Raw genomic sequence first — 12,154 nt, 5'->3', positions numbered from 1 at the left:
CGGCGGAAGGCGACGGCTCTGCCGGGGAGTCGCTGGCGGCGCGGCCGGCCGCCGCGGGCTGTGGCGCCGCCGGCGCCGCCTCAGAGGCGGCCTTGTCCGCGGCGAGGGATGCGGCGCCATCGGTAGCGCGCCCGGCCCCGTTATCGATAAGGGCGAAGTCGGCAGCGAGAAGGAGGAGGAGCGCGGAGAGGGCCGCCGCCGGGGCAAAGACGAGGCGCGAGCTTGCCTTCGGTGCGACCGAGGGGCGCCGCTGGTGCTCGGCCCCGAGCGCGAAGGAGCGCCGGGGTGCGGCCTGCGGCACGGCGGCGAGGAGAGCCTTCAGGGCGCGGAGCTCGGCGAGCTTGTGGCGACAGGGCTCGCACACCTCGACGTGGGCGAGTACCGCTGCCTCGCGGGGCGGCGTGGGGCGGCCGTCGGCCAATGTCGAGAGGTCCTCGTCCGAGACGGCGTGGCGCGAGAGCATGCGTCGAAAGACCGAGATCACGTGCGTCCCTCGGATTTAAGACGAAAGTGCTCCGGCAATAGTTCCGGCTTCGCCAGCAGAAGGGCCCGGAGGCGCGCGCGGCCGCGGCTGAGCCGTGACTTCACGGTGCCGATGTTCGTGCCCGTGACGCGGGCGATCTCGTCGTATTCGAGGCCCTGGAGGTCGCAGAGGACGACGGCGAGTCGCTGGTCCTCAGGCAAGAGCAGGAGGGCCTCCTGGACCTGGCCGCGGAGCTCGGCGCTGAGGAGGGAGGTCTCGGGCGCGGGCTCGGGGTCTGCCGGCTCGGCCATGCCCTCCTCGAAGGCGGCCTGCAGGGAGGCGGCCGGGCGGCGGGAGCGGCGCCGCAACTCGTCTCTGCAGGCGTTGGCGGCGATGCGCAGCAGCCAGGCGCGGAACTGGTCGCCGCGCAGGCTGCCGAGGTTGCGCCAGGCGGAGATGAAGGCCTCCTGGGCGGCGTCCTCGGCCGCGGCCGGGCTGCCGAGCATGCGCAGGCAGACGTTGTAGACGATGGCCTGGTGCTCCTCGACGAGGGCGTTGAAAGCAGCGAGATCGCCCCGGCGGGCGCGGTCGAGGAGCGAGTCGTCAGGCACAGAGGAACGATACAGGGATCCGGGCAGTCGGGCATTCGGGAAGGCCTGTATTGTCGCAGTGCCTCTCCGGCGGTGCTGCTGTCGAGGGTGGAGTGAGCTTGAAGGGGGCTGGGGCGAATTGCTAGACTTCATCGGTGGCGGAGGAGTGTAGCTCAGTTGGTAGAGCAGCGGTCTCCAAAACCGCCGGTCGGGGGTTCGAGTCCCTCCACTCCTGCCAGCGCACCGGCCTGAGTCTGTAGGTAGCTGGTCCGACCGAGACGAATGTCCTTCTTGATGAAGGACGCCACCCGCCGAGGTGGTGGAATTGGTAGACACGCGGTCTTGAGGGGGCCGTGCCTTCGGGCGTATGGGTTCAAATCCCATCCTCGGCACCAATAGCAGGCAGTCCCGTCTGGCGACGTGGCCAAGTGGTTAAGGCAGGGGTCTGCAAAACCCCGATCGGCGGTTCGAATCCGCCCGTCGCCTCCAAGCCTCAGAGCGAGAAGCCGGCAGCAGTTGCCGGCTTCTCTTTTCGGATGGTGCGCGGCCAGGGCGGACGGACGGATGCGGCATCGCCTCGGCTCGCCTGACCGAGGCAGGGGCGGCTGTTACACTCAAGGCACGTCCGCGTGAAGGTGTTTGCCCGCGTGCCGGGGTGGCGAAACTGGCAAACGCAGCGGACTTAAAATCCGCCGCCCGCAAGGGTATGAGGGTTCGATCCCCTCCCCCGGCACCAGTAGAACCCCCGCAACCGTCGGCAGGGGACGGGCCGAATGGCGCTACCGCGGCGGTGCGCGCGCGGCGACCATAGGTGCATGGCTGCCGGCGCGGTCGACCCGCAGGTGCTCGTCCAGGCGGTGCTGGAGCTTGTCGCCAGGTCCCGCGACGGCGTGTTCGCGGTGGACGCCGACCAGCGCATCGTCTTCTGGAGCGACCGCATGAGCGCGATCACTGCCCGGCCGCCGGCCGAGGTCCAGGGACGTCACTGCTACGACGTGCTCGGGGGCATGGACAAGGCGGGCCGGCCGATCTGCGGCCGCTCCTGCCCGATCTTCGCCGGCACGCTCCTCGGCCGCCGCCCGGAGAGCTTCGAGATGGTGGCGTCGGGTGTGGGCGAGAGAAACCTGGACGTGAGCGTAATCCCCGCGGCCGGCGCAGGGGGACGGGCGGTGCTCGTGCACCTTGTCCGGGACGTGAGCCAGAGGGCGCGGTCGGAGAGGCTGGCGCGAATGGGCATCACCGAGTCGGAGCTGGCGCGGGGCGCCAGCGCTCAGCCGGGCGGCACCCTGAGCAAGCGAGAGGTCGAGGTGCTGCGCCTCATCGCCGACGGCTACACGACGCCGGCGCTGGTCATGCGGCTGGGCGTCTCCCGGGTCACGGTGAACAACCACGTGCAGAACATCTTCCGCAAGCTCGGCGTCCACACGCGGCGGGAGGCGGTGCGCGAGGCGGCCCGCCGGGGACTGCTGTAGCGGCCCCTTCCATGATGGTCGCCGTGCGGCTCGACCGTGTTGGCGCTGGGGAAGGGCTGTCCAGGGGCCGCTGAGGGCGTCCTTGAATGTGGTGCGTCCGGGCATACGTGAAGTACGGCACCAGAGATTCGAGCCGAACGGCCCTCCCGCCGCTAATCGGACGGGCATAGGTTCAGCACAGGACGGGAGTGTGAGCGCGCAGGGACTGGACTTCTCGGCGATCGCTGGGCGAGGGGGCGCGAACTCGCCTTCCAGTCCGGATGACTGGCGCCGAAGGCGTTCTGGCCACGGTGGCCGGGACGCTCGCGATCTCGGGCCTCGCGGCGCCGGCATCCAGACGATGGGGGGCCCGATAGTGCTGGCGGCCGCGTACAAGGCCAGGGCAGCCGGGGTCGAGTAATGAGTGCCGTAAGATCGCTTGCCGTCCGCGCGGCGTCCCAGTCTCTCGAAGGGGCCTCGCCCTCGATCGTGGCCACGGACCCCGAGGTAATCGACGCCCTGGCGGCGACCGCCGCCCGCCATGACCACCTGTGCCCGCGCCAGGTACTGGGGGTGCGCATTGGCTTTGCGGCCCGCGAGGCGCTCGGGTTCAAGCCACAGTCGGCGAAGGGCAGGGTGCTGATCCTCGTGGAGACCGACGGCTGCTTCGCCGACGGCATCGAGGCCGCGACCGGGTGCTCGATGGGGCATCGTACCATGAGGCTGGAGGACTACGGGCGTGTGGCGGCGACCTTCGTCGACGTCGACCGCGGGGTGGCCTTCAGGATTGCCCCTGCGGCGGGCATCCGGGCACTGGCCGCGGCCCTCGAGCCGGACGAGCCGCGTCGCTATTACGCCCAACTCCGCGGCTACCAGCGGATGCCGGCCACGCAGCTCCTGACGGTCACGCCTGTGAGCCTCGCCTTCGATGTCGCAAAGGTCCTCGGACGCAACGGGTCCCGGGTCGACTGCAGCGTTTGCGGCGAAGAGGTCATCAACCAGCGTGAGGTCCTGGTCGACGGGCAGCCCCGATGTCCCGCTTGCGCTGGCAACGCCTACTACGTGAAGCGCTGACCCGCCGAGGCGCTCCGGTTGCCGGCCTAGCGGAGCGGTTCAGGCGCCGCCGCCGATGACCCGCTCCGCCGCTGCCCTGAAACGCGTCGTGTTGTCGCTGGTCCCGCGCAGGGCGCGCCCTGCTTCCGCTTCGGCGGCGCGGCCCGCCTCGATGGTCGTCGCGGCGTCAACGACGCGCTTCGCCCAGCGCACCGCGCCGGGAGAGTTGGCGGCGATCTGCCTGGCCATCTCCAGCGAGGTTGGCAGCAGGTCGGCGGCGGGGACCACACGGTTGGCGAGGCCGATACGTAACGCTTCGTCAGCGTCGACCACACGTGTGGTAAAGAGCAGCTCCTTCGCGACCGCCGGGCCGACGATGCGCGGCAGGTCGGCGCCGCTAACGACGAGCCCGTAGCTGGCGCCCACGAAACGCCAACGCGCATTCTCCGAGGCGATGCGGATGTCGACGGAGAGCGAGAGTTGCGCGCCCAGCCCGTAGGCGTAGCCGTTGATCGCGCCGATGACCGGCTTTTTCGCCCGGGCGACTGCGCCGACGCCGTTTGGCGCGGGGGGCGGTGGGGGCGCGCCCGCTGGCCGCGGTTCCAGCGCACCGCGCTCCAGCACTTCGCCCATGTCGGCGCCGGCGCAGAAGGCCTTGTCGCCGGCGCCCGTGAGCACGATCACCAGGCAGTCGTCGTCCGCCTCCAGCGCCTCGATGGTCGCGGCGAGGGCCGCCTGCATGTCGCGGTTGACGGCGTTGTGCTTGTCTGGTCGGTTGAGGGTAACGAGAGCTACGGGGCCGTCGCGCTCGCACAAGACTACGTCGCCGTCCATGTCCACTCCTCTAGATGGCCCCCGCTTCGCGCAGGCGCGTCAGGTCTTCCCAGGTAAAACCGGTAGCGAGCAGCACCTCCTCGGTGTGCTGGCCAAGCTCCGGCGGCAGGGCGAAGTTGCCGGCGGGCGTGCCGGACATGTGGATCGGCGTGCCGACGATGCGGAGCTCGCCGGCCTCGGGGTGCTCTACCCGCACGAGGTAGTCGTTAGCCCAGGCCTGTTCGTCTTCGAGGACTTCGGCGTAGTCCTGCACCGGCGCGACGATGATGTCGTGCTTCGCGAACAAGCGCAACCACTCGTCCCGCGGACGGCTGCGCATGCCCTCCTCGACCACTCGCCAGAGCCGGTCGCGGTCCCGCATGCGCCCCTCTGGCGTCGAGAGGGCGGGGTCCGATTCGAGCCGCTCCTTGAGGCCGGCCAGCTCCACGAAGCGGTTGAAGCGCTCGCCGCCCATCCCGGCCAGCACCAGCCACTTGCCGTCGGCGCACTGGAACGAGCCCCAGAGGCCGCGATTGAGCTGATGGCCGCGGCCCGACTTAGGGGGCAGGTTGCCGGTGATGGAGTACTGGTTGATCTCCCAGGACTGCAAGCACATCACGGTGCCGTACAGGGAGACGTCGAGGGCCTGGCCCTCGCCGGTGCGCGCCTTGTGGTAGAGGGCCGCAGTGATGCCCTGGGCCAGGAACATGGCGCCGGTATGGTCGGCGACCATAGCGCCGGCCGGGAGCGGCCCGGACTCCTCCGTACCGGTGACGCTCATGAGGCCGCCGCGCGCCTGGCCCACGATGTCGAAACCCGGCTGCTCGCGCAGGGGGCCGCGCTCGCCGTAGGCGGAGGCCGAGGCGTAGATCAGGCCTGGGTTCAGAGGCCTCAGGTCCTCGTAGGCGAGGCCGAGGCGCTCCATCACACCCGGGCGGAAGTTGTGCACGAGCACGTCCACGGTGGGGACGAGGCGTTCGATGAGCGCCTTGCCCTCGGGGTGCTGGAGATCCACCGTGATGCTCTTCTTGCCCCGGTCGTGGGCGATGAAATAGGGGACGATTGTGGCGCCGTCCTTGACGAAGCGGCCGATTTGGCGGCCGGGGTCGCCGACACCAGGGCGCTCCACCTTGATGATCTCGGCGCCGAGGTCGGCGAGGATCACGGTCGAGTAACCGCCCTGGTGGAACCAGGTCAGGTCCAGCACGCGCACACCTTCGAGCGGTCCCATTCACCGCCTCCCTTCTGGACCTACTTCCAGGGATTGCCGTAGGTCTCGCGGTACGTCAGCTCTCGGACTGGCCGGCGCTTGCCCCGGCCGTATGCTCTGTCCGGCCAGCCCATCGGGACGATGGCGTAGACCGCGACGTTCTCGGGCACGCCGAGAAGGGGCTTCACCTCCTCCTCCCGGGCCTTCCAGCGGGTCGTCATCACGGTGCCCAGGCCGAGGGCGTGGGCGGCGAGCAGCATGTTCTGCACCGCCGGATAGATCGATGCCGCCTGTGCCACTGCCCCGGAGACGGATGCAGGAGCACCGGCCCCGGACTCGGCGCAGACGGCGATGAGGACGGGGACTTCCTCCCAGGGCATGCGCTCGGGCGCGCCATGAGGCATGCGCTCGCCGAGCTCGTCGAAGATCTTGCCCAGGGCCGCCTTGGTCTCACGGTTGCGGACGACGATGAAGCGCCAGGGCTGCGCGTTGCGGGCGCTCGGGGCGCGCGTCGCGGCCCGGAGGACGCGCTCGATCAGGGCATCGTCGACCGGCCGGTCGGCGAAGAAGCGAATAGCCCTCTGGGTGGCAAGCAGCTCCTCGATCGCCTGTATGTCAGGGAGGTCCCGTGTGGTCGTCATGTGTCCCTTTCTGCCCGTCTGGAGTGGTTCCAGGGCACTCCTGGCCTGGCGTGAGCTACCTGAGCTTGCCCCTCTCTTACCGGCGCGCGTCACGCGATCGTCCGAGTCACTTGTGGCGGTGGCACTATATGACGCCCTCGGTCTTCAGGTCCTGGAGCCGGACAGTACGTCCTGGGCGCTCCCCCTGCGACCGCTTTTCGGTAGACGGGCATGTCGCGCAGCTTCAGCGTGATTTGCAGCTTGTGGAGGAGGCCGGCGGCGTGGCGATGCGGGCCCAGTACTTTGCTCCCATTTCGCGTCCTCCTGAAGGACCGCGCCCGGAATTTGTCCGTACAATTCCTTGCGCCCGCGGATGGTAGTATTCGCATGGATATGGCGTCAAGAGGCAAGGCCGAAAGCGAGGGCGGAAAGGTCCTCAGCCGCTCCGTACCCCTGTACCACCAGCTCCGCGAGCTGCTGATCCAGCAGATCGAGTCCGGCGAGTGGAAGCCGGGGCGCCAGCTGCCGACCGAAAAGGAGCTTTCCGCGGAGTTCTCCGTCAGCCGGGCGACCGTGAGGCAGGCGCTCCAGTACCTCCAGCACCAGGGACTGATCGAGCGCTACCCGGGGCGCGGCACCTTCGTTGCCCGGCCGAAGATTTCGCACAACCTCCTCGACATGTACGTGAACCCTAGCGACTTCAAGCTGGAAGGCGCCGTCGCCCGCACCGTTATCGACGGCCTCTCGCGCAGGCCCGCGCCGCCAAACGTGGCCGCGCGCCTGCAGCTGCCGCTGGGCGACGAGGTCTGGGAGCTGAGACGGATCGTGACGGTGGATGGGACGCCAGACATGCTCATCACGTCATGGCTGCCCTACCGGAACTTCCCGGACTTCGACCAGCCCCTGCTGCGCTCGAGGACCATGAAGACCTTCCTGCGCGAGCAGTACGGGATCGAGGGCGGACGGCAGCACAAGGAGATCGAGGTTACTGTCCTCGACGAAGCGGAGGCGGAACTACTGGCTGCGAGCGTCGCCTCGCCCGCGTTCCTGTTCACACACGTCAGCATGCGGGCGGACGGGCGACCCTACGAGTACCGGAAGATGATCGTGCGCGGCGACCGCTCGAAGTTCCACGTCGACCTCGAGGAGCCGGAGCCGCTGGTCTGAGCCTCCGCGCGCGGGCGCTCGCGGCGCCGCCCGACCTGGTTCAGGCGTGCTCGGCGGTCCCGTCCGCTTCCAGGACTTCCAGCTCGGTGCACGCCTCGTCTTTCAGGAGTGCTGCCGTCTGGTCATCCGCAGTGAATGCGGTTACTTCCGCCGCGGCGAAGGTCGCGATCGGGGCGGAGTCGGCATCGAAGCAGACGAGGTTCCCGTCGGCCTCTTCGGCGCGCACCGCGTTTGCCACCTCTACGCAGCGGCCGTCCTTGAGATAGACCAGTACCATGCCTCCAGCCTAACGGCAGGCGACCCCGGCCCCGTCAAAGGGCAAAAGTGCCTCGTTACAGCCGCGTTCGACTTCCGTGACGCGCGCGTAAGGCGCTTCAGCGTCCGTGATAGACGGGCGCACGCTTCTCATGGAAGGAGCGGCGGCCCTCGGCGGCGTCCTCGGTACCGCGGATGCGCGCCGAGACGGCCAGCTCGTTCGCCAGGGAGTCGCGCAGGCTGTGGGATGAGGAGAACTCGACCGCGGCCTTGAAGGCGCCTGCGGCGATGGTGGGCAGGCGCGCCAGCATCTCCAGATACTCGCCGGCGCGCTCGTCGAACTCGGCCAGCGGCCAGACCCTGGTCGCCCAACCCCACGCCAGCGCCTGCTCGGCGGTCATGTGGGCACCCGTCATGAGCAGCTCGAGCGCGCGTCCCTGGCCGACGATGCGGGGTAGGAACCAGGATGTGCCGCCGTTCATGCCGATAGAGCGGTAGACGCGGTGGTCACCGGCGTCCAGGTTGTCGGCGCAGAGCCGCATGTCGCAGGCACAGGCCAACTCGAAGCCGTGGCCGAGCGCGAAGCCCTTGATGAGCGCCACGACGGGCTTCGGCAGTTCTCGTATCGCCAGCAGTAGCGGGTGGTGCATGGTCTGGGAGCTGTCGACGCCTGGCTCGGGGTCCATGCCTTTGAGGTCGTCGCCAGAGCAGAAGGCGCGGGTCCCCTGCCCGCGAAGGGCGACGACGCGAATGCTCTGTTCCGAGCGCGCGTGCTCGATCAGCTGCGTCACTTCTCGCAGGAGGCGGAAGTTCAGGGCATTGAGGCGCTCGGGCCGGTTGAGGGTGATTGTGAGGACCCCCGACGCGGATGTCTCCCACAGTACCTCGCGCCACTCCCGTTCCTCGACGGGCGGCAGCATCCTCGCCGGCTGCGATCCCGCGTGTGTGGTCATGGGATACCTCCTGTCGGCTCGGCGCGGAGTCTAGACCCGAGCGTGGCGCCCGGCAACAGTCCGCCCCCGGAACGCGGCGAGATCAACCGCCCGTCAATCGCAGGAAAATCCTTTGATGGTAGGCTCCGCCGCGGACCTGCCGAAGGACTCGGGCGTTGGAGGACGGTGAGGAATGGGAGGAAATGCCCGCCGGAACGGCCGTGGCCGCCCGACGTCATCTCAATCGAAGCGTGGCGCCGGCGCAGGAAAGCCGCAGACAGGCGGCAAGCGTGGACCGGCCACGGCGCGCGTGCAGGCGCTGCAGTCCAGTCTGGGGAACGCGGGCTTCGCGCGGCTCGCGGCCGCCGAGCCCCCGGGGGCGCTCCTCTCCCTGAGGCCGTCCGTTGCCGCGGAGGCCGATGCGCTGCTCCAGCCCGCGGCCGCGCTGCAGCGGGCGCCCGGGGGCGGTGAGGCTTCGGAGAAGGCGCCGCGGGCGGAAGAGTTGATCGCCTCCAAGTGGCCGCAACTGGTGGGCGTCCTGGATGCGAAGCAGATCAAGACCGTGCAGAAGTACCTCGACTGGCGTGTGCACACGCGCGGCGTCATCGAGGACGTCGCCGAGTTCGAGAAGCGGGCCCGCGAGAAGTACCGGCGAGAGGGCATCGAGTCCTACCAGTACCTGAGCGAGTACCACGAGCAGCGGGAGAGGGTGGAGTCGAAGTTCAGGGAGCCACCAGAGGTCACGACCATCGAAGTCGACACCTCGAAGCTGATCGACCCGGGGATCCTCAGGGAGCAGGACTGGAACATCGATGCCGAGCGCCAGTTCCGCGAGCGATGGGTGCTGCGCCTGGCCTCCAAGCCGACAATATTCGACCTCATGGGGCGCGGCACCCACCCGATCGAGGATGTCTTTGCCGGCGTTTACTGGAACGGCGTCTGGCTGCCGACGGAGGGCGGCCTCATCACGTGGGAGAAGCTCCACGACCCGCGAAATGGCCCCCTGGGCAATACCGTCTGGCACGACTACTACGAGAGCGTGGAGGGCAGCCCTGTCGCCCGGGCGGCCAAGGAACAGAGCAAGGAGTTGCGCCTTTGGATGGAGAAGGCGGAGAGCGACTTCGAGTTCGAGAGGGAGCGCAAGCGGGAGTTCCCGGGCGTGAGCGCAGTCGCCGAGTTCTTCAGCAGCGACATCGACTGGGAAGCGGCTGCGAGGTTCTTGCCGCCTGGCAAGAAGCTCGACGACATGAACCTCTTCGAGAAGATGGAGTTCCTCGGCAGCCTGAAGCCGGAGCAACTGGAGCGCGCCAGCGCCGTCCTGCCGAGCTTCGACGACTGGTTGAAGGTCTACGGCCACACTCGCAGCATCGAGACCGCCGTCATCGGCGGCCAGTATGAGGCGGCGCTGCTCACGATCCCGATCGTCGCGGACGAAATCCAGGAGTTCATCCGTAAGGTCTTCGCTTACCGGCGCCGGACGCTGGAAGGGGCTGCGACCGTAATCAAGGGGCTGGAGGCGGTGAAGGTCGGCTGCAAGGTGGTGCTCACCATCGGCGGGGGCGTCGCGGGCCGGGCCTACGGAATGCTGGGGATTGCAGGCGGCTCGGCGGCCGGGGCCGGCGGCGCCGAGATGGCGTTCGAGGCCGCGTCGCAGGTCGGCCAGGGGCGCTTCGACCCGGGCGCCATCCTCTGGAAGGGCGGCAAGGAAGCGGTCGTCACATTCATCACCTCGTTGATCGGCGGGGCGCTGGGGAGCAAGTTTCAGGCCATGCTCGGCAACAGGCTGACCTTCGTCACGAACGACAGCGTGCGGACGTTCCTCATCGGCCGCCTGGCCGACGCCGGCTCTGGCGTGCTATCGACTCCCATCGAGGTGGTGCTCGAGGGCATGATCGAGGGCAACTGGCCGAAGAGCATGGACGAGCTGCTGGAGAAGGTCGCCTCGAACGCCGTGCAGGAGATCGTCCTCGGCGGCGCCCTCGACATCATTACCCACGAGCCGAATCTCAAGGGCAAGGCCTGGGACGCCCTGGTGGGCCGCCCGGATGTAACAGGCACGGGTGGCCGGGAGCTGCCGCCGGGGTCGCAGCATGCCCTGCCGCCCGGCTCCGCCGGCGACCCGGCCACTGCTGGCAAGCAGGCCACCGACGCCGCCCACGCTCAGACGGATGCCAGCAGCGCGCCGCAGGCCAGCGCCGGCGTCCTCGAGACGCCACGCGGCCGGGTGGCGTCTACCCGCATCGTGTCCGAGACCGCCACCCTCGTGAGCATCGACCGGACGGCGCCTGTCGGCAAGCAGCACAAGGGGGCGACCGCCGGCGCCGGCGGGGGCCTGGGCGTCTTCGACGCTCGTGTCCGGCTTCCGTCAGGCCAGGAGGTGGACGTCAAGGTAAAGATACTCTCCAAAAAGCGCCATGCGGACGTCTTCGCCCGCGAGGTCGAGGGCGCGAAAGCGGCCGCCGTGGCGACCGACAGAGCGCCGGCCTTCTTCGGCGTGGTCGACATACCTCCGGACCCCAGGTTCGCCGACGGCCTCGGCTTTGCCATGGAGACTGTGCCGGGAGGCTTCATGGAGAGCTACGCGAAACCCGGCACACCGGAATTCGCCGAGGCGGAGGCCCTGACGAAAGCGTCGATCGACGCTCTCAGCCCGCAGACCATGGCCGACATCAAGAATTACGGCGACCAGCTCTGGAACCTGGGCTACTTCGCCAAGGGAGACGCCCAGGGCCTGGTCGACCCTCAGGGCAGATGGCGGCCCATCGACTTCTCCAGTGTCGCCCGCCAGCCTGACCCCCCGGCCCCGACGGGCGACCCCGTCCAGGACCTGCTGGCCAAGGACGCGTATGACAAGAAGCTGGCCGAGCTCAAAGCCGACCATGACAGGGTGATCGAAGGGGTCGTCGAGGAACACAAGAATGTGATGGAGGACAGGGACGCCAAGCGGGGCAGAGTTCCCTGATCTGCCGGCGGGCGCGGCGCCTCCTGCCACGCCGCGGTCGGTTAACATCGCTTTCGTGGCTTTGATCACGGAAACGGCACTCCGTCCGGGGCGCGGCGGTGGCTGAGCAGCCTTCGAGGCGCCGGCGCCCGGGCGAGCGGGAACGCCTCGAGGCGCGCGTGCGCGAGCTCGAGGAGGCGCTTCGCCGGGCGGAGGAGCGACTGCGCGCCCACGCGGAGGCCCTGGAGCAGGCCACCGAGGCTTTCCACGTCATCGAATCCTCCCTTACCTACCGCGTGAGCGCGCGACTGCGCGCGGCGGTCGACCGTCATGCGCCGGCCGGAAGCCTGCGCGGCAACCTTGCTGCCGGCCTGGAGCGCGGCCTGCGGCTCCTGGTCGTCTTCGGGCCGCGGGCCTTCCTGGCCCACCTGGTCAAGGTCTGGGTCTGGGCGCCGAAGCTGCTCCGCGGCGCCGAGTCCCGGCAGGGCACGGCGCGCGCGGCGCCGGAGGAAGGGGCGCTGCGCGCTGCGCTCCAGGGCGCCTTCCGGCGGGCGCGAGACCTGCAGCGCGCCCGCGGCTGGCGGGCCCTGGGCGCCCAGGTGCTGCGGCCGGGCATCTGGGCGCCCAAGCTGCGGGCTTCGCTGGCGCCAAAGGCGGGC

The 12,154-nt window shown here is 69.3% G+C and carries 12 protein-coding genes and 4 tRNA genes; 9 read left to right on the top strand and 7 right to left on the bottom strand.

The annotated features are described in order from the left end of the window. Together VNN10_15025 and VNN10_15020 are read right to left on the bottom strand one after the other, a co-directional pair. A partial coding sequence (locus VNN10_15025) for a zf-HC2 domain-containing protein (GenBank protein ID HXH23331.1) occupies positions 1-484 on the bottom strand: 484 nt, incomplete at its 3' end. Beyond that, positions 481-1,074 (bottom strand): sigma-70 family RNA polymerase sigma factor, encoded by a 594-nt coding sequence (locus VNN10_15020; GenBank protein HXH23330.1) that lies wholly within the window; start codon positions 1,072-1,074, stop codon positions 481-483. The genes VNN10_15025 and VNN10_15020, both read right to left, overlap by 4 nt. 141 nt (positions 1,075-1,215) lie before the next feature. On the opposite strand from VNN10_15020, the gene VNN10_15015 reads away from it, so the two are divergent. The 6 genes from VNN10_15015 (at position 1,216) to VNN10_14990 (ending at position 3,578) form a co-directional block, all read left to right on the top strand. Next, positions 1,216-1,291: transfer RNA gene (locus VNN10_15015), tRNA-Trp, on the top strand. Between the two features lie 72 nt (positions 1,292-1,363). Further along, a tRNA-Leu gene (locus VNN10_15010) sits at positions 1,364-1,448 on the top strand. A 19-nt stretch (positions 1,449-1,467) separates the two neighbouring features. Further along, positions 1,468-1,542 (top strand) — tRNA-Cys (locus VNN10_15005). 160 nt (positions 1,543-1,702) lie between these two features. Then, positions 1,703-1,789 (top strand) — tRNA-Leu (locus VNN10_15000). Between the two features lie 79 nt (positions 1,790-1,868). Further along, complete coding sequence (locus tag VNN10_14995; protein HXH23329.1) at positions 1,869-2,525, top strand: LuxR C-terminal-related transcriptional regulator; 657 nt, start codon at positions 1,869-1,871, stop codon at positions 2,523-2,525. Positions 2,526-2,924: 399 nt separating this feature from the next. Further along, entirely contained in the window at positions 2,925-3,578 is a 654-nt protein-coding gene (locus VNN10_14990) for an FmdE family protein (GenBank protein ID HXH23328.1), read from the top strand. Positions 3,579-3,617: 39 nt separating this feature from the next. On the opposite strand, the gene VNN10_14985 is transcribed toward VNN10_14990, so the two are convergent. From VNN10_14985 to VNN10_14975, 3 genes are read right to left on the bottom strand one after another with little or no spacing between them, the layout of a single operon-like run. Further along, positions 3,618-4,391: an enoyl-CoA hydratase/isomerase family protein gene (locus tag VNN10_14985; GenBank protein ID HXH23327.1), complete on the bottom strand. Its 774-nt coding sequence runs from the start codon at positions 4,389-4,391 to the stop codon at positions 3,618-3,620. 10 nt (positions 4,392-4,401) lie between these two features. Beyond that, positions 4,402-5,601 carry a CoA transferase gene (locus VNN10_14980; protein ID HXH23326.1) on the bottom strand — a complete coding sequence of 400 codons (1,200 nt, stop codon included), beginning with the start codon at positions 5,599-5,601 and terminating at the stop codon, positions 4,402-4,404. 20 nt (positions 5,602-5,621) lie between these two features. Beyond that, on the bottom strand, positions 5,622-6,221 hold the full coding sequence (locus VNN10_14975; protein ID HXH23325.1) for a nitroreductase family protein: 600 nt from the start codon (positions 6,219-6,221) through the stop codon (positions 5,622-5,624). A 372-nt stretch (positions 6,222-6,593) separates the two neighbouring features. Here VNN10_14975 and VNN10_14970 point away from each other — a divergent pair, with 372 nt between their 5' ends. Beyond that, a complete protein-coding gene (locus VNN10_14970; GenBank protein ID HXH23324.1) occupies positions 6,594-7,367 on the top strand; it encodes a GntR family transcriptional regulator in 774 nt (257 codons plus the stop codon). 40 nt (positions 7,368-7,407) lie between these two features. On the opposite strand, the gene VNN10_14965 is transcribed toward VNN10_14970, so the two are convergent. Next, positions 7,408-7,644, bottom strand: coding sequence for a hypothetical protein (locus tag VNN10_14965; protein ID HXH23323.1), 237 nt, complete (start codon positions 7,642-7,644; stop codon positions 7,408-7,410). Between the two features lie 97 nt (positions 7,645-7,741). Beyond that, positions 7,742-8,575: an enoyl-CoA hydratase/isomerase family protein gene (locus VNN10_14960; protein HXH23322.1), complete on the bottom strand. Its 834-nt coding sequence runs from the start codon at positions 8,573-8,575 to the stop codon at positions 7,742-7,744. Positions 8,576-8,864: 289 nt separating this feature from the next. Here VNN10_14960 and VNN10_14955 point away from each other — a divergent pair, with 289 nt between their 5' ends. Beyond that, positions 8,865-11,516 carry a hypothetical protein gene (locus VNN10_14955; GenBank protein HXH23321.1) on the top strand — a complete coding sequence of 884 codons (2,652 nt, stop codon included), beginning with the start codon at positions 8,865-8,867 and terminating at the stop codon, positions 11,514-11,516. Between the two features lie 98 nt (positions 11,517-11,614). Continuing rightward, positions 11,615-12,154 (top strand): hypothetical protein (locus tag VNN10_14950; GenBank protein ID HXH23320.1); only part of this gene is annotated, 540 nt, incomplete at its 3' end.

The organism is Dehalococcoidia bacterium, assembly GCA_035574915.1.
Lineage (GTDB): Bacteria > Chloroflexota > Dehalococcoidia > DSTF01 > WHTK01 > DATLYJ01.
The sequence above is the reverse complement of the archived record's forward strand: the minus strand, read 5'-3'. Positions and strand labels throughout refer to the sequence as shown.